Here is a 26,903-nt window from a genome sequence, read left to right as displayed (position 1 = left end):
TATCAGGGATTGAGACCCCGGTTCGCTCTGTGGGACGGCCTTCAGCGCGTGGTTAGCGTCGCTCATCGAAGACGCAACCGCTCCCCGCTGGAGGCCGTCCGGTGTCCCCACTCTTCCGCGCCCGCAACGCCGCGGCCCTGCTCGCCCTGCCCGTCCTGCTGACCGCCTGCTCCGCCGCCGGCACCGAACAAGCCGCTTCCGGTCCGCCGAAACCCGGCGGCACGCTCCGCCTGGGCATCTCGTCCGCGCCCGACTGCATCGACCCGCAGCAGACCGCGACGAACGCGTCGATCAACGTCGCGCGCCAGCTGGTCGACTCGCTCACCGACCAGGATCCGAAGACCGGTGAGATCAAGCCGTGGCTGGCCGAAAAATGGGAGGTCAGCGCCGATTCGACGGCGTTCACCTTCCATCTGCGCGCCGGCGCGACGTTCTCCGATGGCAGCCCGGTCGACGCCGCCGCGGTGAAGACGAGCTTCGACGGCATCAAAGCCCTCGGCACCAAAGCCCAGCTCGGCTACGGCTACCTCGCCGCGTACAAGGCGTCGACGATCGTCGACCCGCAGACCGTGCGCCTCGAGTTCTCCGCGCCCAGCGCGCAGTTCCTGCAGGCCAGCTCGACGATGTCGCTCGGCGTCCTCGCGCCCGCCGCGTTCCAGAAGACGCCGGAACAGCGCTGCCAGGGCAACGGCCTGATCGGCTCCGGGCCGTTCGTCTTCGAAAGCCTGAAGCAGAACCAGGAAATCGTCCTGGCCAAGCGCAAGGGCTACACCTGGGGCTCGTCGCTGTTCAAGCACCAGGGCGAGGCCTACCTGGACAAGATCGACTACAAGATCGTGCCGGAGCCCGGTGTCCGCACCGGCAGTCTCGCGTCCGGCCAGCTCGACGCGGCCACCGACATCCAGCCGGTCGACGAGCCGCAGTTCACGGGCAACGGCTTCAGCGAGAACATCCGGCCCAACCCCGGCGTCGTGTTCAACCTGCACGCCAACACCACCCGCGGCGTGCTGACCGACGAGAAGGTGCGCCAGGCCGTGCTCAAGGGCGTCGACCGCACCGAGGTCGTGAACACCGTGCTGACGGCGTCCTACAAGCCCGCCACCAGCATCCTCGGCTCGGCGACGCCGCTCTACGACGATCTTTCGCAGCAGCTGGCGTACGACCAGAAGGGCGCCGCCGCGCTGCTCGACGCCGACGGCTGGGTGCCCGGACCCGACGGGATCCGCGTCAAGAACGGACAGCCGCTGAGCGCGTCCGTCGTGTTCTCGCCGGTGTTCAACCAGAACCGCAGCGTGCTGGAGCTGGTCCAGCAGCAGCTGCGCAAGATCGGCTTCGACCTGCGGATCGAGCAGCACACCACGGCCGAGACCACGCAGCTCCAGCTCGCCGGGAACTACGACTTCCTCTGGTACAACGTCACGCGCGCCGATCCGGACATCCTGCGCGGCCAGTTCTCCACCAAGGCCGGCAACCGCAGCAGGCTGACGCCGGGCAACCCGCTCGACGTCGCCCTCGACGCCCAGTCGTCCACTGTGGACAACGCCAAGCGCAAGCCGTCGGCCGATGAGGTGCAGAAGCTGATCGTCGACCACGCCTACGCCATCCCGGTGTTCGAGCTGACCCAGGTCGTCGCGCTGAGCTCGAAGGCGCACGCCGTCGACTTCGAGGCGTCGTCACGGCTGCAGCTCTTCGACGCGTGGCTCTCGTGAGGCGATACCTGCTCCGCCGCGTCGGGCAGGCGGTGTTCGTGCTGTGGGCGGCGTTCACGCTGTCGTTCCTGATCCTCTACCTGCTGCCGGGCGACGCCGTTTCGGCGAAGCTCGCCAGCGGGGAGGCCGGTTCGTCGGCGACACCCGAGCAGCTCGCCGCCGCCCGCGCGGAGTACGGCCTCGACTCGCCTCTGCCGGTGCAGTACCTGAAACGGCTGGTCTCGGCGCTGCACGGCGACTTCGGGCGCAGCGTCGCGACCGGCGACGACGCGTCGCACATGGTCGTCACGGCGTTGCCGCCGACCCTCGCGGTGACCGGGCTGGCCCTGGTGTTCGCGGTGCTCTTCGGCGGCGGCTCGGCGTTACTCGGCACGTTCACGCGGTTCCGCTGGCTGCGGCAGGCGCTGTTGTCGTTGCCATCCCTGGCGATCTCGCTGCCGCCGTTCTGGGTCGGGTTGCTGCTGATCCAGTTCTTCTCGTTCCGGCTGCGGCTGCTGCCGGCGCTGGGCACGCAGGGCTTCGAGACGATCATCCTGCCCGCGATCACCCTCGCGCTGCCGACCGGCGCGATCATCGGCCAGGTGCTGGCCAAGAGCCTCGCCACGCAGCAGGAAGAGCCGTACGCGGAGATCGCCGCGGCCAAGGGCGCGAGCCGCTGGCGAGTCCACTTCGGACACCTCCTGCGCAACGCCGCCGTGCCGACGCTGACCGTCGCCGGCGTGGTGGCGGGCAACCTCGTCGCGGGATCGGTGATCACCGAGACCGTGTTCTCCCGCGACGGCGTCGGCCGGATCACCGCGGCCGCCGTCACCGCGCAGGACGTCCCGGTGGTGCAGGCGGTGATCGTGCTCGCCGCGCTGGTGTTCGTGGTGCTCAACCTGGTCGTCGACCTGCTGTACCCGCTGCTCGACCCGCGCATCGCGCGGACCCCGGAGGTGGCCCGTGGTTGACCTCGCCACCCCGGCTCGCGTCGTGCGCCACCCGGGTCTCGTGCTCGCGATCGCCGTTTTGGCGTTCGTGCTGCTCGCGGCCTTCGTGCCGGGGCTGCTGACCGGCTACGACCCGATCACCGGCGTCCCCGCCGAGCGAATGCAGGGCCCGTCGCTGCAGCACCTGTTCGGCACCGACGAAACCGGCCGTGACGTCTACGCGCGGGTGATCCACGGCGCGTCGCTCTCGCTGCGGGCGACCGCGATCGCCGTGCTCGTGGCACTGGTCGCGGGCTCGGCGCTCGGCCTGCTGGCCGGGTTCCGCGGCGGCTGGGCCGACACCGTGATCATGCGGGTCGTCGACGTCTTCCTGGCCATCCCGCCGATCCTGCTGTCGCTGGCCCTGGTCACGGCACTCGGCTTCGGCACGACGAACGTCGCGATCGCCGTCGGCATCGCGAACCTCGCGTCCTTCGCGCGAGTCATGCGCGCGGAGGTGCTTCGCGTGCGAAACGGCGTATTCGTCGAAGCGGCACGCGCCAGCGGAGTGCGCTGGTCGGGCGTGCTGCTGCGGCACGTCCTGCCGAACGCGGCGGGCCCGGTGCTCGCGCTGGCGACGCTCACCCTGGGCACGGCCGTGCTCGAGGTGTCCGCACTGAGCTTCCTCGGTTTCGGCGCGACCCCGCCGACGCCGGAGTGGGGCTCGCTGGTCGCGGGCGGCCGCAGCTTCCTGGCCACGGCCTGGTGGATGACGACGTTCCCGGGCTTGACGGTCGCGGCGGTGGTCCTCGCCGCGAACCGGCTGTCCCGCGCGCTGGACGGAGGAGACCGATGAGCTTGTTGCGGATCGCGGACCTGGCCGTGTCGTACCGGAAGGTCCCGGCGGTACGTGACGTCGGATTGCACGTCGACGCGGGCGAAGTGGTCGCCGTCGTCGGCGAATCGGGCTCGGGGAAGTCGACGACCGCGCACGCGGCGATCGGCCTGCTGCCCCGCGGTGGCCGGATCGACGGCGGCTCGATCACCTTCGACGGTCGCGACCTGCTTTCCCTGTCGGACAAGCAGTGGCGGGGCGTGCGCGGCCGCGAGATCGCGCTGGTGCCCCAGGACCCGGCGGTGTCGCTGAACCCCGTGCACCGGATCGGCGACCAGGTCGCGGAGGTCCTGAAGATCCACGGACTCGCGGACCGGCGCACGGCCGGTGTCCAAGCGATTGAACTCCTCGAACGCGCGGGTGTCCCCGACCCTGCGGCAAGGGCGCGGCAGTACCCGCACCAGCTGTCGGGTGGGCTCCGGCAGCGCGTGCTGATCGCGTCGGCGCTGGCCGGGCGGCCGAAGCTGATCATCGCGGACGAGCCGACGTCGGCGCTGGACGTCACCGTGCAACGCCGGATCCTCGACCACCTGACGTCGCTGGCCCTTGAATCAGGCACGGCGATCCTGCTGATCACGCACGACCTCGGCGTCGCGGCCGACCGCGCGTCGCGAATCGTGGTGCTCTCGCAGGGTTCGGTGGTCGAGGAGGGTTCCTCGGTCGTCAGCGCGCCCACCCACCCCTATACCCAGCAGCTGCTCGCGGCGGCGCCGAGCATGACGAGCGCTTCGCGTCCGCCCGCGCCCGCCGCCGAGCCGCTGGTGTCGGTGCGGGACCTCGCGAAGACGTTCGACGGCGGGATCCGCGCGGTCGACGGCGTTTCGTTCGCCATCCCCCGCGGTCAGACGCTGGCGCTGGTGGGCGAGTCGGGCTCGGGCAAGTCGACGACGGCGCGCATGGTGCTCCGGCTGGAAACGCCGTCGGCGGGTTCGGTGGAGTTCGACGGCCAGGACATCACGTCGCTCGCGGGTCCCGAGCTGCGCCGGCTGCGGCGGCGGATGCAGATCGTGTACCAGAACCCGTACGCGTCGCTGAACCCGAAGTTCTCCATCGAAGACGTCGTCGCGGAGCCGCTGCGGGCGTTCGGGCTTCCGCGAACCCGGGTGCCGGAGCTGCTGGAGCAGGTGGCGCTGCCGACGTCGGTGGCCCGCCGGAAACCGTCGGAGCTGTCGGGCGGCCAGCGCCAGCGGGTGGCGATCGCGCGGGCCTTGGCGTTGCGGCCGGACCTGGTGGTGTGCGACGAGCCGGTGTCGGCGCTCGACGTCTCGGTGCAGGCCCAGATCCTGCGGCTGCTGGCGGAGCTGCAGTCGGAGCTGGGGCTGTCGTACCTGTTCATCTCGCACGACCTGGCGGTGGTCCGCCAGCTCGCGGATCAGGTCGGCGTGATGCGCGAGGGCGCGCTGGTGGAGCTGGGGCCGGCTGCGCAGGTGCTGGAGGAACCTCAGGCCGAGTACACGAAGGAACTGCTGGACGCGATCCCCGGACGTTCGGTGCAGGAAGTGAGCTGAGACAGGAAACCGGACAGAAACGACGGTGAGTGTTTCCCCAACCACCCGCCGCGACTTATGGTCTGGACCATGCGGCGGATCGGCGTGGCCTTCGTGGCCTTGGTGCTGATGATTTCGGGTGCGGTGCCGGCTTCGGCCGCCGCCGGGCGGAGAGTTGTCGTCTACTACCAGACCATCTACAACGGCTCCACCTACGTCTCGCCGCTTCCCCTGCGCGACGCCGGGGCCACGGACGTCGTCGTCGGGGCGATCCACCTCGACACGAACAGCGTCGTCCACCTCAACGACGATCCACCGAACGCGAGCAAGTTCACGCGGATGTGGCAGGACCTCGCGACCCTGCGCAGCCAGGGCGTGCACGTCCTCGCCTTCGTCGGCGGAGCCGCCGCGGGCAGCTTCCAGCGGCTCGAAACGCAATTCGACACGTACTACCCGCTGCTGCGGAACCTCATCCGGACGTACTCGCTCTCCGGCATCGACCTCGACGTCGAAGAGCACATGTCCAACGGCGCGCTGAACAAGGTCATCGACGCGCTGCGAGCCGATTTCGGCAGCTCCTTCCTCGTCACCCTCGCTCCGGTGGCGACCGAGCTGAGTGGCGGCGGCGGGCTCTCGGGCCTTAACTACGACACGCTCTACCGCGACCGCGGGAGCCAGATCTCCTGGTTCAACACGCAGTTCTACTGCGGCTGGGGCTCGCTTTCGAGCACGTCGGGCTACGACAACATCATCCGGCGCGGGGTCGTGCCGGCGAGCAAGGTCGTCGCCGGAACGGTGACCAACCCCGCGAACTGCAGCGGATACGTCGCCATGTCGACACTCCAGTCGACCGTGCGCAGCCTGATCGGCAAGTACTCCGACTTCGGTGGGATCGACGGCTGGGAGTACTTCAACTCGCTGCCCGGCGGGACGTCGGCGCCGCAGCAGTGGGCCCAGCAAATCGCTCCGGTCGTGAAGGGCTGACCGGTACGCTCGGGTGGTGCGGATCCTCTTCACGTGCCGCCCGGCGTACGGCCACTTGTTTCCCTTGCTGCCCTTGGCGAACGCGGCCGTCGAAGCCGGGCACGACGTCGTCTTCGGCACCGGCGAAGCCTTCGTGCCCCAAGTGCGTGACCTCGGCTTCGAGGTCCACCGCGCCGGGATCGGCATCGGCGAGGCGGAGGCCGAAGCCAAGAAACGGCACGGCGAGGACGCCGGATTCATGGACATCGGCATCACGATGTTCGCCGAGCTGCTGCCGCGGTCGCTGCTCGACGACCTGACGCCGCTGCTCCCCGAACTGCGTCCCGACCTGGTCATCTACGAGATGAGCGACGTCGGCGCCGGGATCGCGGCGCGCCGGGCGGGCCTCCCCGCGGTCGCGGTGGTGATCGGGCGGTCGATGCCGCCGGAGCTCTTGTCCGTCGCCGCCGAACGGCTGCGGCCGCTGTGGGGCACGCTCCCCTCGGACGCGCTGTTCGGCGACGCCTGCGTCGACGTCTGGCCGGACAGCGTCCGCGATCCGGGCACCGCCGCCGTGCCGACGGTGTTCCGGATGCGCCCGACGCCGTTCGACCCCGACGTCCCGCTGCCACCCCTCCCGGCAGACGGCTTCGTCTACCTGACGCTGGGCACGGTGGTCTTCGGCGCGACGGACGTCCTGCGCGGTGCGATCCGCGCGTTGTCCCGCCTGGACGTGGACGTGCTGGTGGCGCTCGGCCCCGGCGATCCCGCGCTGCTCGGTTCGCTGCCGGCTCGCGTCCACGCGGCCGGGTTCGTGCCGCAGGCGGAGGTGCTGAAGCACGCGGGCCTGGTCGTGCACCACGGCGGCACGGGCACAGTGCTCGCGTCGCTCGCCGCCGGGCTGCCGCAGCTGATCCTGCCGCAGGGCGCCGACCAGTTCGCGAACGCGGACACGCTCTCGACGCTGGGGGTGGCGAAGTCCCTGGTGGGCGACGCGATCCGGATTCCCGCGATCGAAACGGCGGTGCGCGAACTGCTCGGCGATCCGAAGCCACGCGACATCGCCCGGGGCGTCGCGGCCGAGATTGCGGCGATGCCTTCGCCCGAACAGGTCCTGGCCGAAATCGTCAGCTGGGCGGGCTGACCAGCGCCAGGATCTCGCGCGCGACGGCGTCGTTCTGGCGGAAGCTCGCCGCGTTCGTCCGGGGGCGGGTGAACGCCGCCGCCGAGCGGGCGCTCGTGTGGGGGCCCACGGCGAAGCGGTGCGAGTGCGGGCGGCCGGTGCCGTCGAGCAGGCGGGAGTCCGACACGCGCGTGTGGATCCGGCCCGACGGCAGCAACGCGCCTGTGACCGGGTCCGTCACCGTCTCCTCCGCCAGCTCGCCCGTGTCGCGCAGCTGCCGGAGCAGGCCGTCCGCCGCCCGCGTGACGCTCGGACCCGGCAGCCGCGCCTCGACCAGGGTCCGCGCCGAAACCGTTCCCGGGTAGCTCGCGCTGGACGCGGCGAACGCCTCGCCGTTCGCCGTCACCTGCATGTCCGCGCCGGCGAAGGAAACCACGCCGGCCTGGTGCAGGGCCAGCAGCTCCTCCAGCCGGCGCGGCGGCGGCCCGCTGGCGTAGTAGGAGAAGAACCCGTGAAACCAGCCGTCCATGTCGGACACTTGCGAAGCCGCGTCCAGCCGTCCTTTTTGGACGAGCACCGGCAGCTGGCCGTACACCGACAGCAACGCCATGAACGCGCCCAGATCGGCGCTGAACTCCTGGTCCGCCCGGCGCGCGAGGTCGGCTTCGACGTACTCCCGCAGCTCTTTGCCGAATTCCTCCGCCGAGCCGAACTCGCGGCCGGACAGGGGCCGGTCGAGCCGGTCGAGGTCGAGGCGGTCGGCCTCGGCGGGCACCGCCCGCACGACGAGGTCCCGCATCCCCGGCGAATCCCAGGGCAGGTCGGCGAAGGCGTCGGCGAACACGACGAAGTCCAGGCGCACGCGGTCCGGGTGCCCGGTGAACAGCTCGCTGTAGTAGCCCCAGGCCAGCTCCTTGGCGATCAGCGGCCAGACGTCCGTGCGGAAGTCGAGCGCCTCTCCGGCGAGTCCGTCCATGGCGTAGGCGTCGAAGAACCTGGGCAGCCGCAACGCTTTTCCGCGCAGCCGGTAGCCGATCTTCGCGTGGTAGGGCACCCCGCGCCGCGAGCCGACGTGCAGCACCGGCTCGGCGCCGCTCGGGTGGTAGCGCAGGCCGCCGCACGGGAGGTCCTCGAACCGGCCGCCGCGGCCCTCGGTCAGCAGCAGCATCAGGTCGACGAACGCCAGCCCGAACCCGCGCACCAGCACGGTTTCCCCCGGTGCGATGCCGGAGTAGTCGACGTCGGCGGTGTAGCCGGCCGGGTAGTAGGCGAGCCCGTGCCGCGCGGCGAACGTCACGAGCTCGCGCTCCCGGTCGTCCGGTTCCGCGTCGAGGTGCCCGACCGTGAACACGACGGCGTCCGCCGCGACGGTCGTACCGTCGGACAGGCTGACGGTACGACCGTCGACCCCGACGGCCCGCGCCGCGTGCTCGACGACGTCGATGCCCTCGGGCAGGTCGTCGAGGATCTTGCGGTAGACCCAGGTCAGGTAGGCGCTCTGCAGCCGCCGGGTCGGGAAGTCGAAGCTGTCGAGCGCGGTCAGCTCGGCGACGACGCCGGGCGGGACTTCGGCGTCGAGCGCGCCGTCACGCACCTTCCGCGCCCACTCGAGCAGCGTCGGTCCCGGGCGCACCGGGCCCGCCATCTTCACCGAGTCGTCGGTGAACATCGTGACGTCCTCGGGCATGGAGTTCATCCGCAGCAGCGGCGACTGGTCGTAGCGCCACACCCGGCCGGGCCCCGGCGGGAATGGGTCGATCAGGTGCACTTCGAGCCGGCGGTCGCGCAGCGAGCCGGAATTCGCGCCGAGCCGCTCGAGGACGCCGACCCCCCGGGGTCCGGCGCCCACGACGGCGAGGGTGAACGGCGCGCGCTCGGCCATGGAGCCGAAGCTACGCCCGGGCCCCGGACCAGGGCGTCCTTCCCATACTCCGGAATTCCGGGAATAAAAACCAAACACTCCGGCCGGCGGCGCCGAATCCCGGGGCACACCGACGGAAGGAACTGAGTTCCACCCTGCGGACTTCGTTGCCGTCCACCGCACGCGAGGCGTAGCTCTGGCGGTACCGACGTGAGAGAAGGTGGACGGAATGCCGGTGGAGTTCCTGGGCATCGGAGGCACGCACGACGGGTCGGAGACGCACGCCCGCTCGGGCGGGGTGTTCGACAAGGAGTACACGCTGCGCCTGGCCCGCGCGCACGAGGACTTCGGCTGGGACCGGGTGCTGTTCGCCTACGGCTCCGGTTCGCCGGACCCCGCGCAGGCGGCCGCGTACGTCGCCACGAAGCTCGACAAGCTGCAGATCCTGCTCGCGCACCGCCCGAACGTCTCGTACCCGACGTTCGCGGCGAAGACGTTCGCGTCGCTCGACCAGATCTCCGACGGCCGCCTGACGGTGCACTTCATCACCGGCGGCAACGACCACGAGCAGCAGCGCGAAGGCGACTACCTCACGAAGGACCAACGCTACGGACGCACGCGCGAAGCCATCCAGATCATCAAGAAGGCCTGGACGTCCGACGAGCCTTTCGACTTCGAAGGCGAGTACTACCGCTTCGCGGACTACGTCAGCGACGTGAAGCCCGTGCAGAAGCCGCGGCCGGGCGTCTCGTTCGGCGGCTCCTCGCCCGCCGCGTACGCCGCCGGCGGTGCCGAAGCGGACATCTACTGCCTCTGGGGCGAGCCGCTGGCCCAGACCGCGGAGCAGATCGAGTCGGTGAAGGCCGCCGCCCTGGCGGCCGGCCGCACCGACGTGCCGCGGATCCAGGTCGCGTTCCGGCCGATCATCGCGCCGACCGAGGAGCTGGCCTGGGAGAAGGCGTACGCGACGGTCGGGGCGATCAAAGACCGGACGAAGGGCGGACAGCCCCTGACCCGGCGGCACAAGCTCACCGAGCCCGAGAACACCGGTTCCCAGCGGCTGTTGTCGCTCGCGGCCCAAGGTGAGCGGTTCGACCGCGCGCTGTGGACCCCGACGGCGGCCGCGACGGGCGGCGCGGGCAACTCGAACGCGCTGGTCGGCACGCCGGAGACGGTGGCTCAGGCCCTGCTGGACTACTACGACCTCGGCGTCGAGATCCTGTCCGCGCGGGGTTACGACATGCTCGGCGACACGATCGACTTCGGCCGGTACGTCATTCCGATCGTCCGGGAAGAGGTGGCCAAGCGGGACGCGGAGCGCGCGTCCGGGGTGACGCGGGCGCCGGCGGAGGACGCCCTCGCCGTCGACGGCTGAGCCGGATCACCGCTCGGGACCACCTCGCGGGAGCACGCTGGGTGGTCTTGACCTTTTCGCCCCGAGTTACCCGATCAGGTGACACCGTTGGTGACTCCGGAGCGAGCGTTCGTGCACGGCGGGCTAGGGTCTGCACGCGCCGGAAAGATCCGTGACACGTTAGATACCAGCTAAAGAACCTAGAGATTCACCTACCGTCACGGGACACTGGCCTGGGTAACTCACGTATCGTGATCGCCCGTGACCAGAGGGTTTGAGCGTCGCCACTGGTCACCGGTGTGACACGGTCTGCGCACGAACTCGGGAGTGAAGGTATGGCAGCACCGCCGGCTCGGGTCACCTTCGGCGAGGTGTTCGGCATCGCGGAATTCCGGGCACTGTGGTTCGCGGAACTGCTGTCCATGGCCGGCGACCAGCTCGCGAGAGTCGCGCTGTCCGTCCTCGTCTTCACCGGGACCGGTTCGGCCGCGCTCACCGGCCTCACCTACGCGCTGACGTTCGCCCCCTCGCTGCTCGGTGGCGTCTTCCTGACCGGCCTCGCCGATCGCTTCCCCCGCCGTTCGGTGATGGTCGCCGTCGACCTCGGCCGCGCCGCGCTGATCGCGCTCGTCGCCCTGCCCGGCATGCCGTTCTGGGGGATGTGCGTACTGGTCGGCGGTGTCTCCCTGCTCAACCCGCCGTTCAAGGCGTCCCAGCTGGCCCTGCTGCCGCAGGTGCTCGAGGGAGACCGGTTCGTCGTCGGCATGGGCATCCGGAGCATGACCGTGCAGTCGGCTCAGCTGCTCGGCTTCGCCGGCGGCGGCGCGCTGCTGCTGGCCGTCGACCCGCGCGTCGCGCTGGCCATCGACGCGGCGACGTTCCTCCTCTCCGCGACCTTCGTCCGATTCGGACTGAGCGCCCGGCCCGCCGCGGCGACCGGCGAGAAGCGCAAGAAGTTCTTCGCGATGATCAGCACCGGCGGCAGCGTGGCCTTTCGCGACGCGCCGCTGTGCTCGCTCGTGCTGTTCACCTGGCTGATGGGCCTGCTGCCGGTGTACGAGGGCATCGCCGCGCCGTACGTCGCCGCCGCGGGCGGCGGCACGGCCGCGATCGGCCTGCTGCTGGCGGCCGACCCCGTCGGCAGCGTGATCGGCACGTTCATCTACACCCGCTGGGTGCCCGCCCGGGTCCGGCCGCGGCTGATCGGGCTGATGTCCCTGCTCTGCGCGATCCCGCTGCTGCTGTGCCTCCTGCAGCCCGGGCCGTGGGTGTCGATCGCGCTGTTCGTCGTCTCCGGCGGGTTCGGCACGATCGCGCTGCTGCAGGCGACGGCGTCGCTGACGCTGGCGGTGCCCGACGAGACGCGGGCGCAGACGATGGGCCTGTCCAACACCGGCCTGACGACGATGCTCGGCATCAGCCCGCTGCTCGGTGGCCTCCTGGCCGACCACGTCAGCCCTCAGTCGACGGTCGGCATCTTCGGGCTTGTCGGAATCGTGATGACGCTGCCGCTGGCCTTCGTCTGGCAGCGCAGCCTCAACGGGAACCCGGGGCGATGGGTCGATGAAGGAGCCGCACGCGCCGAACATGCTTGACATGTCCCAGCGCGTGGGCTTGACCAGCGCGACCTTGGCGGTGCGGCTAGTCGGTCACTGCTCCTTCGTGCGCATCGCTGGTCACCCTTCATCCGGCGTCAGAGAAAAGGTACACACCTAAGACCCTTGTGGACAGGCGGCAAACGGGCTGAAACTGTGCGTGAGTAGTTTGTCACGGCACCATTGCGCAAGCCTCTGGGGGAAGAATGATTACATCGGGGGAACAGACTGGACAAGTCTCGGTCTCCATGATTCGCCACTGGGCGCTGTGGGCGCGTCCACGGAGGTGGATCGCGGTCACCCTCACGGCGATGGCCGTGCTGGTGGCCTGGACCTTGGCGACCGTCGTGGTGGTTCCGGTGACGACCGGCGCGCTGGGGATGTTCGCGCTCATCACCGGGCTCGCCGTGGCGCAGACGGAAATCAGCAGGCGGATCGAGCGCCAGCGCCGCAGCCTGAGCCAGGGCCCGCACATCAGCACCACTTCGGTGTGGCTGGTGCCGGCGAGCCTGCTGCTCCCGCCGCAGCTGGTCGCCGCCGCCGGTGTCGTGCTCTACATCTACCTCGCGTTCCGGAGCTGGTCCGGCACGCGGCCGGGGCAGCCGCACCGCGTCGCCGCGAACATGACGACGGCGATCCTTTCCGGACTGGCGGCGAACCTCGTGGGCCCGCTGGGGAGCGGGCACACGGTCGCGACGGTCGCGGCGGCGGCACTCGTGTTCTTCATGGTCAACACCGCGCTGACCGGCCTCGGCCTGTACTTCGCGGCGCCGGACAAGGCCACCGTGGCGTCCTGCTTGGGCACAATGGACGACAACCTGCTCGAGCTCGCGCTGCTGTCGGTCGGCGGGCTGCTGACGATGATGCTGGCCGACGAGCCCTACCTGTCCGTCCTCGTCATCCTGCCGCTGTACGTGCTGCAGCGGTCCGTGCTGATCAAGCGGCTCGAGGAGCTGGCCACCACCGACCAGAAGACGCAGCTGCTCAACGCCACCACCTGGCAGGACGGCGCGCAGCGGGAGATTTCGCGCGCGCAGCGGGACAGCGGCAGCTTCGGCGCCCTGATGATCGACCTCGACCACTTCAAGCGGATCAACGACACCTACGGGCACCTCGCGGGGGACGACGTGCTCAAGGCGGTGGCCGCCGCGGTCAAGCAGGAGACCCGGGCGCACGACCTGGTCGGGCGGTTCGGCGGCGAGGAGTTCGTCGCGCTGTTGCCCTCGACGTCCAAAGAGGACGCGATCGTCACGGCGGAACGGATCCGGCAACGGGTCAGCGAGCTGGTCATCAGCACGAAGACCAACGAAGGCGCCGCCGTCGCCATCGAACGGCAGACGGCGTCCATCGGCGTCGCCGCCTACCCGCTCGACGGGTCGTCGATCGAGGAAGTGATGGCGTCCGCCGACGCGGCCGTGTACGCGGCCAAACACGGCGGCCGCAACCGGGTGGTGGGGTCCGTCGAAGTGGCCCTGGCCGCGGCTTAGCTGCTCACCGCAGCCGGTCGATGACGTCGCTCGCCTTCGTCTGGAGGCGAGCGACTCCGCCGACCGTGAATTCGGTGAGCAGGTCGATCAACGCTTCCTGGTCCGGCGGCGCGCCGTCCCAGGTCGCCTGCACCAATGACTCCGTCATCGCGAAGAAGAGGGTGACGAGCGCGCGGTCGGCGCGGCCGGAGTCGATGCCGTGCGCGGCCCACCGCTTGCGGCTCGCGCCGGCGTAGACGACGGCCAGCCGCTCCCTCAACCGGGTGAGAGCGGGGTCGCCCGCGCGCTCGGCCGCGCGGAGCACGCCGTAGGCCTCGGGGCTGTCGGCGACGAAGGTGACCATGTTGGCGTAGTTGGCGCGCGCCCAGGCCCGCAGGCCGGGCTGCGGGTCGGTCACCGACGGGCCCGCGATCGCGGCGAACGCGCGCTCCTCGGTTTCCGCCACGACCTCGGCGAACAGCGTCGCGCGGTCGCCGAACTGCTCGTAGACGGCCTGGCGCGAGACGCCGGCTTCGCGCGCGATCTGCTCGATCGTCGCGCCCTGCATCCCGTGCTGCGCGACGACCCGCGCCGTCGCGTTCAGCACGCGCGCGCGCTGCTCCCCGACCGGGAGCTTGCGCGGCCGCCCACGCGGAGCCGGGCTTGACATGGTGGTCCACCTCACGTGATTCTTTTTCCGACACCTCTGTCTAAAAAGGTGTTCCCCCGCGCACCAGTCCTGCTCAACGAGGAGCAAGCATGCGTATCTTCTCTCGCCGCGCCCTCTCCGCGGCGGTCGCCACGGTTTCGGTTCTGGCCCTGGTGGCACTCGGCCCGCCGCAGGCCTCCGCCGCGTCGTTCTACGACCCCCCTTCGCCCCTGCCGGCCGGCCGCGACGGCGACGTCATCCGGCACGAGGCTTCGACGTTCTACATCGACCCGGTCAAGCTGATCAAGGCCGACGCGGGCGTGCAGCGGATCATGTACCTCAGCCGCGACACGCACGGTTCGCCGATCGCGGTCACCGGCACGGTGCTGACGCCGCGGTCCGCCTGGCACGGCGCCGGGGTGCGCCCGATCGTCTCCTACGCCGTCGGCACGCAAGGCGAGGGCGACGACTGCGCGCCGTCGAAGGCACTCGCCGCCGGCTTCGAGTACGAAGGGCCGTTCATCGCCGGGCTGCTGGCGCGGGGCTACGGCGTGGTCGTGACCGACTACGAGGGACTCGGCACGCCGGGCGACCACACCTACGTCAACCGCGCGTCGGAGGGACACGCGGTGCTCGACGCGATCCGCGCGGCCCAGCGGCTGCCGGAGGCGGGCCTGCCGGACGACGGCCCGGTCGCGATCGCGGGCTACTCCCAGGGCGGCGGCGCGTCGGCCGCGGCGGCGGAACTGCAGCCGAGCTACGCGCCGGAGCTGCAGCTGAAGGGCGCGTACGCGGGCGCCGTGCCGGCGGACCTGGCTTCGGTGGCCATGAACCTCGACGGCCACTACGCGGTCGGGTTCCTCGGGTTCGCGCTGGTGAGCATGAACTACGCGTACCCGGAGCTGGACATCCCGGCGCTGCTCAACGCGCGCGGCAAGCAGCTGTTCGAGCAGGTCCGGACCGAGTGCACGGTGGAGGCGATCGCCGCGCACGCGTTCACGCAGTCGTCGACGCTGACGACCGACGGTCGCTCGCTCACCGCGTACCTCGGTGAAGAGCCGTACGCCTCACGGGTGGCGGAGCAGAAGATCGGGACGTTGAAGCCGACGGCGCCGGTGCTGATCGTCCACAGCGCACTCGACGACATCGTGCCCTACGCGCAGGACCGCGACCTGGGCCGGACGTGGTGCGGCAAGGGCGTGCAGGTGCGGTTCAGCACGACGCTGGTGCCCACGCACGTGCTCGCCGCGGTGCGCGCGTACCCGGAGGCGTTCGCCTGGCTGGAGGCCCGCTTCGCCGGCCTCCCGGCGTTGAGCAACTGCGGCCTGTTCTGACCCTGCCGAAAGCCGTGAAGGCCACCTTGAGGAACTTGAACTTCCTCAAGGTGGCCTTCACGAACTTGGGTCACTTCAGGCCGGTGGCCTCGGACGCGGCGGGGTCGGAGTCGGCGAGGAACGTCCGGCAGCGGTCGTACTCCTCGGTCTCGCCGATCTTCCCGGCGGACTTGCCCAGCACGGCCAGCGCCCGCAGGAACCCCTGGTTCGGGCGGTGCGTCCACGGGACCGGGCCGAAGCCCTTCCAGCCCGCGCGGCGCAACTGGTCGAGACCCCGGTGGTAGCCGGTGCGGGCGTAGGCGTACGCGGCGACCGTCTCACCCGCGTCGAAGGCCTTCTCGGCCAGCGAAGCCCACGCCTCGCTGTAGTCGGGGTGTTCGGCCGCGACGGCGGCCGGGTCGTTCCCGGCGTCGAGCGCGGCCTGGGCGGCGGTGTGCTCGGGCAGCAGCGTCGGCTCGGGGCCGAGCAGGTTGTGCGTCATGACCCCATTCTGCCCGCGCCCGCGGATCAGAAGAACAGGCCCGCGAGAACCCCGCCGCCGGCCAGCACCAGAGCGCCGATCAGGACGGCGGCCACAACTCGTTTCGGCATCATGGCGGCACACCCTGCCAACCCGCGCCGGGCGAAAGCAAGTCGTCCACCCGTAGGGGTGACAGCGGTGCGAAGCGCCTCCGTTGAGGGTGGTGGTGGGGAAGAAGGTCGGGGGGAACCCGGGTTTTTCGAGGTCTTTGCGCGCTCGTGACCATGACCGGTCATGATGTCCGGCATGGCCAAGGCAGTCGACGTCCCCGTGGACGTGATCCCGCGCAGCCCCGTCGGCAAGACGCGGCTGTTCTTCACGCGGCACTGGCACCGCGGCGCCCCCGGGCAGCCGACGCCGGACTGGGTGCTCCGGTTCTGCTACGGGATGTGGCTCGCGGCGTTCGCGTTCAAGCTGGTGGGCTCGTCGTGGGACATGTCGTGGCACTTCATGTGGCTGCGCGACGACCTGGCGCCGCCGCACCTGATCAACACCGTCGGCACGGTGATCATCGTCGTGCTGGTGGCGATCCACAGCTACACGGGCCTCGGCGCCGACAAGACGTCACTGCGGCTGATGCAGATCGGCTTGCTGGTGTTCCTGGTCGCGGCGCCGCTGGACGTCATCAACCACCGCGTCAACGGTCTCGACCTGACCGCGTGGAGCCCGTCCCACCTGATGCTCTACCTGGGCACGGGCATCATGCAGGCGGGCGTGCTCCTGGGCTGGCTCCGGCTCTCACCGCCCGGGCGGTTCCGGACGGGCGTCCTGCTCGCGCTGTGGGCGTTCTTCCTGGAGAACACGTTCTTCCCGAACGGCCAGCAGGAGTACGGCATCCTCGGCCTGCGCGCGTGGGAGCGCGGCACGCCGGAGGCAGAGCCGTCACTGCTGGACTTCGCGGCCAACCAGATCGGGCACCCGGTCGACCGGACCGCGGTCATGCACTTCACGATGCCGATCCCGGAGTGGGTGTACCCGCTGTGGGGCATCGGCGTGATGGCGCTGATCCTGGTTTTGGCCCGGCGCACGCTGGGTTTCCGCTGGGCGGCTTCCCTGGTGGCGGTGGCTTACATCGCGTACCGCGGTGTGATGTGGCCGCTGCTGCTGGGCATGGGCTTCCCGGTGTCGACGGTGCCGTTCTACCTGCTTTTCGTGGGGCTCGCCGTGGACCTGGCGTTCATGATCGGCCGCGCGCGCGGCCTGCTGACGGCGGGCGTGGGAGCGCTGCTCGTAACGGCGTTCGGGTACGGCGCGCTGTGGGTGCAGTCACAGTTCCGGCCGTGGGTGCTCGGTGACGCGCACACGGAGTCGGCCCCGCCGGTGGCGTACTGGACGGCGCTGGTGGTGCTGGCCGGGGTGTTCGCCCTCTGGGCGGCTGCGGGGCCTGTTGCACGCCGCCGGAGCAGGACACCGGCAACCTGACCTCGAATGCGCTGAAGGCCACCTCAGGGCACTGGATGCCCCGATGGTGGCCTTCAGAGGCTTTGCGGTGCTTACTTGACCTTCGTGCCCGCAGAGCCGAGGGCCTGGCAGGCCTCGACGACGCGCTGGGCCATGCCGGTCTCCGCGGCCTTCAGGTACGACCGCGGGTCGTAGACCTTCTTGTTGCCGACCTCGCCGTCGATCTTCAGGACGCCGTCGTAGTTCTTGAAGAAGTGGTCCACGATCGGGCGGGTGAACGCGTACTGCGTGTCCGTGTCGACGTTCATCTTCACCACGCCGTACGACACCGCCTCGCGGATCTCCTCCGGGAGCGAGCCCGAGCCGCCGTGGAAGACCAGCTCGAACGGCTTCGAGCCGGCGTCCAGGCCGAGCTTCTTCGCCGCCGCCTCCTGGCCGCCCTTCAGCACGTCCGGGCGCAGCTTCACGTTGCCCGGCTTGTACACGCCGTGGACGTTGCCGAACGTCGCCGCCAGCAGGTAACGACCGCGATCGCCGGAGCCCAGCGCGTCGATCGTCTTCAGGAAGTCGCCCTCGGCGGTGTAGAGCTTCTCGTTGATCTCCGCCTCGACGCCGTCCTCTTCGCCGCCGACGACGCCGATCTCGACCTCGAGGATGATCTTCGCGGCCGCCGTCTTGGCGAGCAGCTCCGCGGCGATCTCGAGGTTCTCGTCGAGGTCGATCGCCGAGCCGTCCCACATGTGGGACTGGAACAGCGGGTTCTGGCCGTTCTTGACGCGCTCGGCCGAGATCTCGATCAGCGGGCGGACGAAGCCGTCCAGCTTGTCCTTCGGGCAGTGGTCGGTGTGCAGCGCGACGTTGACGTCGTACTTCGCCGCCACGACCTGCGCGAACTCCGCGAGCGCGGCCGCGCCGGTCACCATGTCCTTGACCTTCTGGCCCGACGCGAACTCCGCGCCGCCGGTGGAGAACTGGATGATCCCGTCGCTCTCCGCCTCGGCGAACCCGCGGATGGCGGCGTTCACGGTCTCGGACGAGGTCACGTTGATGGCCGGGTAGGCGAACTCGTTCGCCTTGGCCCGGTCGAGCATCTCCGCGTAGACCTCGGGGGTCGCGATGGGCATCGGTGTTCCTCCTTGGCAGGGATGGGTCCCGACCGCATCGTACGAGGTGTACCGCCGCCGCACACCGGTCCCCGCACAGAAACTTTTCCGCACGTGGAATCGGTTCAGAAGGGGGTGTGTCCGGCCGCCGGGTGACCGGCGGCCGGACCAGGATCACCGCAGCTCGGAAGCCAGCGCCCGGTAGCCCGGCCACGGGTCTTCGTTCAGCACCTGGACGACCACCTGGTCCGCCCCCGCCTCCAGGTGGGCCGAAAGCCCCCGCGCGATCGTCGACGCGTCGCCGTGCAACGCCAGCGCGTCGATCAACCGGTCGCTGCCCTCACCTTCCAGATCGGCGTCCGTGAAGCCGAGTTTGCGCAGGTTGGCGACGTAGTTCGACAGCCCGAGGTAGTACTTGACGGTGTTGCGGCCGATCGCGCGAGCCTCGGCGACGTCGGTCGACAGGACGACCTTGTGCTCCGGGGCCAGCAGCTTGCCCGCACCGAGGATCTCGCGGGTGCCGCGGGTGTGCTCCGGCGTCGTCAGGTACGGGTGCGCGCCCGCCGTGCGCTCGCCCGACAACGCCACCACCTTCGGCCCCAACGCCGCCAGGGCACGCCCGGAAACCGGGACTCCCGCCGCGTCCAAGCCGTCGAGGTAGTCGACCAGCGCCGCGTACGGCTTCTTGTACTCCTTCGTCGCTTCGCGGTGGCCCGCGCCGACGCCCAGCAGGAAGCGGTCCGGGTACTTGCCCGCGATGCGCTCGTACACCTTCGCGATGTCCGCGGGCTCGTCCTGCCAGATGTTCACGATGCCGGTCGCGATGACCAGCGAGTCCGTCGCCGCGAGGAGGTCGTCCACGGACGCGAGGTCGCCCGCGCCGGGCGAGCCGCCCAGCCAGATCGCCCCGTAGCCGAGCTTCTCCGCCTCCGCCGCGAACTTCGCGTCCACGTTGGCGTGGTACCGCCAGATTCCGAGCTTGCCCAGTTCGATAGCCATGGAACACTCCAACGCGTGGGACGGCGATTTTCCTCCCGGGATCGGCGAACTAACGTCGAAGGCATGACCAAGCTGGGCAACACCGACCTCGACGTGTACGGACTCAACCTCGGCGGCAACGTCTTCGGCTGGACGGCGGACGAGCCGCAGTCCTTCGCCGTGCTCGACGCCTACACCGCGGCCGGCGGCAACTTCGTGGACTCCGCCGACCTCTACGGCGGGGGCGGCGGCTCCGAGGAGATCCTCGGCAACTGGCTCGCCGCGCGTGGCAACCGCGACGACGTCGTCATCGCGACCAAGGTCGGCATGTGGGACGGCCGGCCGGGCCTGTCCGCGCAGAACATCCAGGCCGCGGCCGAAGACTCGCTGCGCCGCCTCAAAACCGACCACATCGACCTCTACTACGCGCACCGGGACGACCCGGACACCCCGCTGGAGGAAACCCTCACGGCGTTCGACGCGCTCGTCCGCGCGGGCAAGGTGCGGCACCTCGGCGCGTCCAACTACAGCGCCGAGCGGCTCGCCGAAGCACTGTCCATTTCGGACTCAGGTGACCTCGCCCGCTACGCCGTGCTGCAGCCGCACTACAACCTCGTCGAACGGGACTACGAGCGCGACCTCGCCCCGCTCGTCGAGCGCGAAGGGCTCGCCACGCTGCCGTACTTCGCCCTCGCGAAGGGCTTCCTGACCGGCAAGTACCGCACGAAGGACGACACGGTCGACAGCCCGCGAGCGGCCCGCGCGTCGTCCTATTTGGACGGAAACGGCGAGCGCGTGCTGGCCAAGCTCGACGAGGTCGCCCAAGCGCACGGCGTCTCCGTCGCCACGGTCTCGCTCGCCTGGCTGCGGCAGCAGCCGACGGTCGCCGCGCCGATCGCCAGCGCCCGGACGCCCGAGCAGCTCACCGACCTGATCGCGTCGGTGAGCCTCGAACTGACCGACGCCGAGGTCACCGCATTGAGCGAAGCGTGAGACCTACTTCCGGGTAGCTTACTCGTAGTAAGTTGAGGTACGGTGCCCTCCAGATAGCGACGTGCGACGTCCAGGAGGGCACCGTGGCCAACCCGTTTTCGCTGCTGAGCGGCACCAAGAAGGTCGACGGCAAGGTCGTCCTCATCACCGGGGCGGCCCGCGGCATCGGCGCCGGGCTGGCCGAACGGCTCGCCGCCCGCGGCGCGAAGGTCGCCCTCGTCGGCCTCGAAGCCGAGGAGCAGCAGAAGGTCGCCGACCGGATCGGGCCGAACGCGCACGCCTGGGAAGCCGACGTCACCAGCTGGGACGCCCTCGAAAAAGCCACAGCGGGCGTCGTCGAGCACTTCGGCGGCATCGACATCGTCATCGCCAACGCCGGCATCGCGACCGCGGGCTTCGTCCGCTCGGTCGACCGGGCCGCGTTCGAGAAGGTCATCGAGGTCGACCTGCTCGGCGTCTGGCGCACGTTCCGCGTCACGCTCCCGCACGTCATCGAGCGCAAGGGCTACCTGCTGGCCATCTCGAGCCTCGCCGCGATCACGCACGCGCCGGGCATGGCGAACTACTCCGCCGCGAAGGCCGGCGTCGAGGCGTTCTCCAACAGCCTCCGCGCCGAGGTCGCGCACCTGGGCGTCAAGGTCGGCGTCGCGCACCCGACGTGGATCCGCACCGACCTCGTCGAGAGCGCCGACGCGCACCCGGTGTTCGGCAAGCTCCGCGCGTCGATGCCCGGCCTGATCGGCAAGACCTACCCGCTCGACACCGCGCTGGACGACCTCGAAGCGGGCATCCTCAAGCGCGCCCGAACCATCCACGTGCCGCGCTGGGTCGGCGGCCTCAAGCTGCTCCGCGCCTTCCTCCCGCCGATCATCGAAATCGGGTCCCGCAGCCGGGTACCTTCGGCGGACAAGGCCGCGCTGGCCGACATCGAGGCGCGCGGCGCGTTCGAGTCGGCGGTCACCGGCCACGGCGGCCGGGCCGCCACCAAGGGGTGAAGATGTCCGGTCGTGACCAGATCCGGATGACCGAGGACGAAGTGCGCGCGTTCTTCGCCGAGCAGAAGGTCATCAACGTCGCCAGCGTCGGCCTGAACGGCCGCCCGCACCTCGCGCCGCTCTGGTACTTCCCGCACGAGGACGGCGTCGCGACCTGGACGTACGGCACGTCACAGAAGGCCAAGAACCTCCGGCGGCTGCCGGAGGCGACGGTCCTCATCGAGGACGGCGACAGCTACGAGAAGCTGCGCGGCGTCTCGCTCGAGGCCGACGTCGAGATCGTCGAAAGCACCGTGGAAGTCACCCGGATGGGGATCACGCTCATGCAGCGGTACGCGGGCGCGAAGCCGGGCGACCCCGTGCCCGACGAGCTGAGCAGCTTCATCGCAGGTCAGGCGCCGAAACGGATCGGGCTGGTCTTCCGCCCGACGAAGATCGCCAGCTGGGACCACACGAAGCTCGGTGGGAAATACTAACCAGTAGGGAGTACTTTCAAGTAACTGTTACTTGAGGTAACGTCATCTGGGCAGCATTCTCGAAGCAGCGGAGGCCGACAGATGACCGAGCGGTTCAAGGTCGTGATCGTGGGCACCGGATTTTCCGGGCTCGGCCAGGCGATCCAGCTCGAAAAGGCCGGCATCCGGGACTACGTGATCCTGGAGAAGGCCATCGAGGTGGGTGGCACCTGGCGCGACAACTCCTACCCCGGGTGCGCGTGCGACGTGCAGTCGCACATGTACTCGTTCTCGTACGAGCAGAACCCGGACTGGTCGCGGTCGTTCTCGCCGCAGCCGGAGATCTTCGAGTACCTCAAGGGCGTCGCCGACAAGTACCGGCTGCGCGAGAAGATCCGGTTCGGCGTCGAGCTCACCGGCGCCCACTGGGACGAGCGCGAGCGCCGCTGGACGGCGACGACGAAGGACGGCCGCGAGTTCGTCGCGCAGTTCCTCGTCTCCGGCGTCGGCGGCCTGCACATCCCGCAGGTCCCCGAGCTGCCCGGGATCGGGAAGTTCCAGGGCCAGACGTGGCACTCGGCGCAGTGGAACCACGAGTACGACCTTCGCGGCAAGAAGGTCGCCGTGGTCGGCACCGGTGCCAGCGCCGTCCAGTTCGTCCCGAAGATCGCTCCCGACGTCGCCGAGCTGACGCTGTTCCAGCGGACGCCGCCGTGGATCATGCCGAAGCCCGACCACGCGATGCCGCGCTGGGCGCAGACGCTGTTCAAGCGCGTGCCCGGTACCCAGCGCCTCTACCGCAACGCGCTGTACTGGTTCCTCGAAGCGCGGGCCATCGGCTTCAACGGCCACCCGGCGATCATGAAGGCCGGCGAGCTGATCGCCAAGCGCAACATCGCGAAGGGCATCAAAGACTCCGCGCTGCGCAAGAAGGTCACGCCGGACTACACGATGGGCTGCAAGCGCGTCCTGATCTCCAACGACTACTACCCGGCGCTGAGCCGGCCGAACGTCGACGTGACCACCTCCGGGATCAAGGAGGTCAAGGCGCACTCGATCGTCGACTCCGCCGGCGTCGAGCACGAGGTCGACGCGATCATCTACGGCACCGGGTTCAAGGTGACCGACGCGCTGGAGTACCTGGACATCACCGGTGTCGACGGCCGGGACCTCGCCAAGGAGTGGGCCGCCGAGGGGATGCAGACCCACAAGGGCATCGCGGTCTCCGGCTTCCCGAACCTCTTCTTCCTGCTCGGCCCGAACACCGCGCTGGGCCACAACTCCGTGGTGTTCATGATCGAGTCGCAGTCCCGGTACGTCGTCGACGCCATCAAGCTAGCCGGCTCCCGCGACGCCGCCGCGCTCGACGTCCGGCCGGGCGTGCAGGACGAGTTCCAGCGCGACATCCAGGACAAGCTGGTCAAGGGCGTCTGGACGCAGGGCGGCTGCAAGAGCTGGTACCTCGACGCCAAGGGCGTGAACCGGACGATCTGGCCCGGCTTCACCTGGCGCTACTGGCTCCAGACGCGGAAGGTGGACCCGGCCGACTTCGAGCTGTCCGGCCGGGCGTCGTGACTTCGCAGGACGAGCGCTCGACCTATGACTCCTGGGGGACCCAGGCGCCGATGACCGGCTTGAACTCGCGGATGGTCCGCTCCGCGATGACGCCCTCCAGGAGGTACGGGTCCTGGTCGATCGTCGCCTTCAGGTGCGCTTCGTCATCGGCCTGGTACAGCGTGAGACCGCCGGAACCGTCGCCGAGCGGCCCGGCGACCGCGACACGCCCGTCCGCGGCCAGGTTCCGCAGGAATTCGCGGTGCCGGGGCCGGACCTCCGGCATCTTCTCCTGGACGTAGGTGATTTCGACGAGGTACCAGGCCATGTGGATCTCCGGGGTGGGGCAGGGGCGGGACAGGACCGACGCTACCCGGGTCGTCGCCGTGTCCCAGCATCCGATCTGTGGCGACGGGAAGCCAACCCGATAGGCTGGGTGTGCGTCAGTACCTGTGTGAGCGCTGTGAATACCGTGAACCTGCTGACGCGACACACCGTGCAAACCGGGGTCGAGGACAGGCAGGGGTTCATGCTCGAGGGCAATGCGGAACGCAGTGTCGAGGCAACCCTCGGCCACCTGCGGGTCATGGACGGTCCGGCCCCGGCGCAGGCGCCGACACCGCTGACCCTCGAAGACCTCTACCGCCAGCACCGCATGCGGCTGGTCCGGCTGGCGATTCTGCTGGTGGACGAGCCCGCGACAGCGGAAGACGTCGTCCAGGAGGCCTTCACCGGCCTGCATCGCAACTGGGGCCGCCTCCGGGACGCCGCGGCCGCTGTCGGCTACCTGCGCACCGCCGTGGTCAACGGGTCTCGCAGCGTGCTGCGCCGGCGCAAGACGGCCCGCGAGTACGTGCCGCCGCACGCGGTGAACGCGCGGTCCGCGGAGAGCCTCGCGATGCTCTCCAGCGAGCACCAAGCCGTGGTCAGCGCGCTGTCCAAGCTGCCGCCCCGCCAGCGCGAAGTGCTGGTGCTGCGTTACTACGGTGGGTTGAGCGAAGCCGAAATCTCTGAGGCCGCAGGCATTTCCAAGGGTACCGTTAAGTCGACCGCCAGCCGGGCGCTCGAGGCACTCCAAAAGGCCATGCAGGCCCCACAGTGACCCGGGTGGACCAAACCGATCACTGAGTCGTATCACCATGCTTGGTCCAGACCAATATATGCTGGGGTGCGTGAGAGGCGCCGGAGATTTCGTGATCATGGGCGGCCGGGTCGCTGCCCCGGACCGTGTACTCGACGACGGCTGGGTGGCCGTCTCCGACGGGCGGATCGCCGGCGTGGGTTCGGGGACCCCGCCGTCCGGCGAATACGTCGACGTCGGCGGGGCACTGGTCGTGCCCGGGTTCATCGACACCCACTGCCACGGCGGGGGAGGTGCTTCGTTCACCTCCCTCGATCCCGAGGAACTGCAGACGGCGGTGCGAGCGCACCGCCGTCACGGCACCACGACCATGCTCGCCAGCCTGGTGTCCGACCCGGTGGACATCCTGCGTGAGCAGGTCGCGGCGCTGCGTGAGCTCGTCCAGGACGGCGAGGTCGCGGGCATCCACCTGGAGGGGCCGTTCATCTCGAAGGCCCGCTGCGGGGCGCACGACCCGGAGACGCTGCTCGAGCCGGACACCGGCACGGTCGACAAGCTCCTGCGCGCCGGCCAGGGCGCGATCCGGATGGTCACCATCGCGCCGGAGCTGTACGGCGGGATCAAGGCCGTCCGGCAGCTGGCCGAATCGGGCGTCATCGCCGCCATCGGGCACACCGACGGCGTCGAGGAGCAGCTGCTGCCGGCCATCGACGCGGGCGCTTCGGTGGCAACGCACCTGTTCAACGGGATGCGGCCGCTGCACCACCGCGAGCCGGGGCCGGTCGGGGCACTGCTCGATGACGAGCGCATCACGATCGAGCTCATCTGCGACCTGGTGCACCTGCACCCGACCGTGGTGCGGCTGGCCGCGAAGCACGCGGGCCGCAACCGGACGGTGCTCATCACGGACGCGATGTCGGCCACCGACGCCGCCGACGGCCGCTACACGCTGGGCCGCCTCGAGGTCGACGTCCACGACGGCGTCGCGACGCTGGCCGACAACGGCTCGCTGGCCGGCAGCACCCTGACGATGGACACCGCCTTCCGCAATCTGGTCCGGGGTGCGAAACTCGGCATCCTCGACGCGGTGCACGCGACGTCGCAACGGCCCGCCGAGCTGCTCGGCATCGCCGACCGCACCGGGATGCTGTGCCCGGGTTACGTGGCCGACATCGTCGTCCTCGACCAGGACCTGCGGCCCGCGAAGGTGCTGCGTCGGGGTGAATGGGTCGCCGAGGTGGGTACGGCTACCTTGAGTACCTGAGTTTCGGGACGAGGAGACGGGCGGAGATGAGCGAGCCGAAGGACCCCGAGCAGTTGCTGGCGGACGCCCTTCGCGCGCAAGCGGTCTTCGCCCCTTCGGCGTCACCCCCGGCCCCGGCTCGTGAACCCGAGCCGGGCACGGAAGCGGTTCCGACCAGCGCGATCAACGAGCTGCCGTCGGCGTACGGTCTGCTCTCGGGCGCGAGCGCGGACTCACTGGAGCGCGAGCGCGCGGCCCTGGACCCGGCACCCGAAGCGCCCACGGCGTACGTCCCGCGTCCCCCGGAACCGCCTCGGCAAGGGGCGCAGCTGCCCGCGTACTGGATCCTGTTGCTCGCGGTGCTGCTCGGCCTCGCCGCGGGGTCCGTGGTGGGCCTGCTCACACTCGTCTGACCGGGTCTCAGTAACGACTCAGGGTGACCCTGTACCGTTTTTGGGGTGATTCTCGCCCAGAGCACGGTCAACACGATGTCCCTGCTGCCGTCATGGCTCGACCCGCAGCACCTGCTGAGCGGCCTGACCACGCCGGTCATCGCGGTGCTCTGCCTGATCATCTTCATCGAGAGCAGCGTTTTCCCGGTGCTGCCCGGTGACTCCCTGCTGTTCACGGCGGGTCTGTTCATCGCGAACGGCACCCTCGACGCGCCGTTGTGGCTGGTCTGCGTGCTGGTGACGGCCGCGGCGCTGCTCGGCAACGTGGTCGGCTACTACCTCGGCTACTTCGTCGGACCCAAGCTGTTCAACCGGCCGGACTCGAAGATCTTCAAGCAGGAGTACGTCCACAAGACGCACGAGTTCCTGGAGAAGCACGGCCCCAAGGCGGTCGTGCTGGCCCGGTTCGTGCCGTTCGTCCGGACGTTCATCACGTGGATCGCGGGCATCGGCCGGATGGACCCGAAGCGTTACTTCACGTACACGGTGATCGGCGGCATCCTGTGGGCCGCGGGCATCACGGTGCTGGGTTCGCTGCTGGGTGGGGTGTCGTTCATCGCGAACAACGTCGACGCGATCTTCGTCCTGATCGTCCTGATCTCGGTGGTCCCGATCGTGCTCGAGTACCTCAAGTCGCGGCGCGCGAAGAAGGCCGCGGCCGAGACCGACCCCGAAGTCACGCAGCGGATCCCGCGGGTGCGGGACTGAGGTCCGCTCGACGGAGAGGGCCCCACCGGTCGGCGGTGGGGCCCTTTTCGTTCGGCTCGGGCGAGGCTGTCGCGCG

Annotated in this window: 25 protein-coding genes; 19 read left to right on the top strand and 6 right to left on the bottom strand. The window is 69.9% G+C overall.

Annotated elements, in window-relative coordinates; all coding sequences use genetic code 11:
• The first annotated feature begins 101 nt into the window (after nucleotides 1-101).
• The 6 genes from AB0N03_RS17415 (at nucleotide 102) to AB0N03_RS17390 (ending at nucleotide 7,106) form a co-directional block, all read left to right on the top strand.
• Nucleotides 102-1,709: an ABC transporter substrate-binding protein gene (locus AB0N03_RS17415; RefSeq protein WP_364372089.1), complete on the top strand. Its 1,608-nt coding sequence runs from the start codon at nucleotides 102-104 to the stop codon at nucleotides 1,707-1,709.
• The gene (locus AB0N03_RS17410) at nucleotides 1,706-2,659 is read left to right on the top strand and encodes an ABC transporter permease (RefSeq protein ID WP_364372086.1); all 954 of its coding nucleotides are present in this window, start codon (nucleotides 1,706-1,708) and stop codon (nucleotides 2,657-2,659) included. The genes AB0N03_RS17415 and AB0N03_RS17410 overlap by 4 nt, the downstream gene beginning before the upstream one ends.
• On the top strand, nucleotides 2,652-3,473 hold the full coding sequence (locus AB0N03_RS17405) for an ABC transporter permease (RefSeq protein ID WP_364372083.1): 822 nt from the start codon (nucleotides 2,652-2,654) through the stop codon (nucleotides 3,471-3,473). Before AB0N03_RS17410 ends, AB0N03_RS17405 begins: the two co-directional genes overlap by 8 nt.
• A complete protein-coding gene (locus tag AB0N03_RS17400) occupies nucleotides 3,470-5,020 on the top strand; it encodes an ABC transporter ATP-binding protein (protein ID WP_364372080.1) in 1,551 nt (516 codons plus the stop codon). The genes AB0N03_RS17405 and AB0N03_RS17400 overlap by 4 nt, the downstream gene beginning before the upstream one ends.
• 69 nt (nucleotides 5,021-5,089) lie before the next feature.
• On the top strand, nucleotides 5,090-5,983 hold the full coding sequence (locus AB0N03_RS17395; protein WP_364372077.1) for a glycosyl hydrolase family 18 protein: 894 nt from the start codon (nucleotides 5,090-5,092) through the stop codon (nucleotides 5,981-5,983).
• A 16-nt stretch (nucleotides 5,984-5,999) separates the two neighbouring features.
• A complete protein-coding gene (locus AB0N03_RS17390) occupies nucleotides 6,000-7,106 on the top strand; it encodes a glycosyltransferase (RefSeq protein ID WP_364372074.1) in 1,107 nt (368 codons plus the stop codon).
• Here AB0N03_RS17390 and AB0N03_RS17385 read toward each other — a convergent pair.
• The gene (locus tag AB0N03_RS17385) at nucleotides 7,090-8,967 is read right to left on the bottom strand and encodes an FAD/NAD(P)-binding protein (protein WP_364372071.1); all 1,878 of its coding nucleotides are present in this window, start codon (nucleotides 8,965-8,967) and stop codon (nucleotides 7,090-7,092) included. The two genes, AB0N03_RS17390 and AB0N03_RS17385, sit on opposite strands and share 17 nt — an antisense overlap.
• 208 nt (nucleotides 8,968-9,175) lie before the next feature.
• Between AB0N03_RS17385 and AB0N03_RS17380 the strand changes: the two genes are divergently transcribed.
• The 3 genes from AB0N03_RS17380 to AB0N03_RS17370 all read left to right on the top strand — a co-directional run bounded on the left by AB0N03_RS17380 (nucleotide 9,176) and on the right by AB0N03_RS17370 (nucleotide 13,382).
• On the top strand, nucleotides 9,176-10,321 hold the full coding sequence (locus AB0N03_RS17380) for an LLM class flavin-dependent oxidoreductase (protein ID WP_364372068.1): 1,146 nt from the start codon (nucleotides 9,176-9,178) through the stop codon (nucleotides 10,319-10,321).
• 314 nt (nucleotides 10,322-10,635) lie between these two features.
• On the top strand, nucleotides 10,636-11,895 hold the full coding sequence (locus tag AB0N03_RS17375; protein ID WP_364372065.1) for an MFS transporter: 1,260 nt from the start codon (nucleotides 10,636-10,638) through the stop codon (nucleotides 11,893-11,895).
• A 311-nt stretch (nucleotides 11,896-12,206) separates the two neighbouring features.
• Nucleotides 12,207-13,382 (top strand): GGDEF domain-containing protein, encoded by a 1,176-nt coding sequence (locus tag AB0N03_RS17370; protein WP_364372062.1) that lies wholly within the window; start codon nucleotides 12,207-12,209, stop codon nucleotides 13,380-13,382.
• Between the two features lie 4 nt (nucleotides 13,383-13,386).
• Here the strand turns inward: AB0N03_RS17370 and AB0N03_RS17365 are convergent, their stop codons facing one another.
• Nucleotides 13,387-14,031, bottom strand: a complete 645-nt coding sequence (locus tag AB0N03_RS17365; protein ID WP_364372059.1) for a TetR/AcrR family transcriptional regulator — start codon at nucleotides 14,029-14,031, stop codon at nucleotides 13,387-13,389.
• Nucleotides 14,032-14,120: 89 nt separating this feature from the next.
• On the opposite strand from AB0N03_RS17365, the gene AB0N03_RS17360 reads away from it, so the two are divergent.
• Nucleotides 14,121-15,344 carry a lipase family protein gene (locus AB0N03_RS17360; RefSeq protein ID WP_364372056.1) on the top strand — a complete coding sequence of 408 codons (1,224 nt, stop codon included), beginning with the start codon at nucleotides 14,121-14,123 and terminating at the stop codon, nucleotides 15,342-15,344.
• Nucleotides 15,345-15,414: 70 nt separating this feature from the next.
• Here the strand turns inward: AB0N03_RS17360 and AB0N03_RS17355 are convergent, their stop codons facing one another.
• Complete coding sequence (locus tag AB0N03_RS17355; protein ID WP_364372053.1) at nucleotides 15,415-15,825, bottom strand: DUF3151 domain-containing protein; 411 nt, start codon at nucleotides 15,823-15,825, stop codon at nucleotides 15,415-15,417.
• 285 nt (nucleotides 15,826-16,110) lie between these two features.
• Here AB0N03_RS17355 and AB0N03_RS17350 point away from each other — a divergent pair, with 285 nt between their 5' ends.
• Nucleotides 16,111-17,286, top strand: a complete 1,176-nt coding sequence (locus tag AB0N03_RS17350) for a hypothetical protein (RefSeq protein WP_364372050.1) — start codon at nucleotides 16,111-16,113, stop codon at nucleotides 17,284-17,286.
• 71 nt (nucleotides 17,287-17,357) lie between these two features.
• Here AB0N03_RS17350 and fbaA read toward each other — a convergent pair whose 3' ends face one another.
• Both fbaA and AB0N03_RS17340 read right to left on the bottom strand, forming a co-directional pair.
• A complete protein-coding gene (fbaA, locus tag AB0N03_RS17345; protein ID WP_364372047.1) occupies nucleotides 17,358-18,389 on the bottom strand; it encodes a class II fructose-bisphosphate aldolase in 1,032 nt (343 codons plus the stop codon).
• 153 nt (nucleotides 18,390-18,542) lie between these two features.
• Complete coding sequence (locus tag AB0N03_RS17340; protein WP_364372044.1) at nucleotides 18,543-19,367, bottom strand: LLM class F420-dependent oxidoreductase; 825 nt, start codon at nucleotides 19,365-19,367, stop codon at nucleotides 18,543-18,545.
• Between the two features lie 63 nt (nucleotides 19,368-19,430).
• Here AB0N03_RS17340 and AB0N03_RS17335 point away from each other — a divergent pair, with 63 nt between their 5' ends.
• The 4 genes from AB0N03_RS17335 (at nucleotide 19,431) to AB0N03_RS17320 (ending at nucleotide 23,364) form a co-directional block, all read left to right on the top strand.
• A complete protein-coding gene (locus tag AB0N03_RS17335) occupies nucleotides 19,431-20,339 on the top strand; it encodes an aldo/keto reductase (protein WP_364372041.1) in 909 nt (302 codons plus the stop codon).
• An 83-nt stretch (nucleotides 20,340-20,422) separates the two neighbouring features.
• Nucleotides 20,423-21,334: an SDR family oxidoreductase gene (locus AB0N03_RS17330; RefSeq protein WP_364372038.1), complete on the top strand. Its 912-nt coding sequence runs from the start codon at nucleotides 20,423-20,425 to the stop codon at nucleotides 21,332-21,334.
• A 2-nt stretch (nucleotides 21,335-21,336) separates the two neighbouring features.
• Nucleotides 21,337-21,810, top strand: a complete 474-nt coding sequence (locus AB0N03_RS17325) for a pyridoxamine 5'-phosphate oxidase family protein (protein WP_364372036.1) — start codon at nucleotides 21,337-21,339, stop codon at nucleotides 21,808-21,810.
• 81 nt (nucleotides 21,811-21,891) lie between these two features.
• Nucleotides 21,892-23,364 carry an NAD(P)/FAD-dependent oxidoreductase gene (locus tag AB0N03_RS17320; RefSeq protein WP_364372033.1) on the top strand — a complete coding sequence of 491 codons (1,473 nt, stop codon included), beginning with the start codon at nucleotides 21,892-21,894 and terminating at the stop codon, nucleotides 23,362-23,364.
• A 22-nt stretch (nucleotides 23,365-23,386) separates the two neighbouring features.
• Here AB0N03_RS17320 and AB0N03_RS17315 read toward each other — a convergent pair whose 3' ends face one another.
• The gene (locus AB0N03_RS17315) at nucleotides 23,387-23,671 is read right to left on the bottom strand and encodes a YciI family protein (protein ID WP_364372030.1); all 285 of its coding nucleotides are present in this window, start codon (nucleotides 23,669-23,671) and stop codon (nucleotides 23,387-23,389) included.
• Nucleotides 23,672-23,872: 201 nt separating this feature from the next.
• On the opposite strand from AB0N03_RS17315, the gene AB0N03_RS17310 reads away from it, so the two are divergent.
• From AB0N03_RS17310 to AB0N03_RS17295, 4 genes are all read left to right on the top strand, one after another.
• Nucleotides 23,873-24,445: a SigE family RNA polymerase sigma factor gene (locus tag AB0N03_RS17310; protein WP_199191266.1), complete on the top strand. Its 573-nt coding sequence runs from the start codon at nucleotides 23,873-23,875 to the stop codon at nucleotides 24,443-24,445.
• 91 nt (nucleotides 24,446-24,536) lie between these two features.
• Nucleotides 24,537-25,688: an N-acetylglucosamine-6-phosphate deacetylase gene (gene nagA / locus AB0N03_RS17305; RefSeq protein WP_364372304.1), complete on the top strand. Its 1,152-nt coding sequence runs from the start codon at nucleotides 24,537-24,539 to the stop codon at nucleotides 25,686-25,688.
• Nucleotides 25,689-25,714: 26 nt separating this feature from the next.
• Nucleotides 25,715-26,080 (top strand): hypothetical protein, encoded by a 366-nt coding sequence (locus AB0N03_RS17300; RefSeq protein ID WP_364372027.1) that lies wholly within the window; start codon nucleotides 25,715-25,717, stop codon nucleotides 26,078-26,080.
• Between the two features lie 45 nt (nucleotides 26,081-26,125).
• Complete coding sequence (locus AB0N03_RS17295) at nucleotides 26,126-26,827, top strand: VTT domain-containing protein (RefSeq protein ID WP_364372024.1); 702 nt, start codon at nucleotides 26,126-26,128, stop codon at nucleotides 26,825-26,827.
• Nucleotides 26,828-26,903 lie beyond the last annotated feature (76 nt).

The sequence above is a fragment of the Amycolatopsis sp. NPDC051061 genome (genome assembly GCF_040682935.1).
Classification (GTDB): domain Bacteria; phylum Actinomycetota; class Actinomycetes; order Mycobacteriales; family Pseudonocardiaceae; genus Amycolatopsis.
This window is presented reverse-complemented; position numbering and strand designations above follow the sequence as displayed.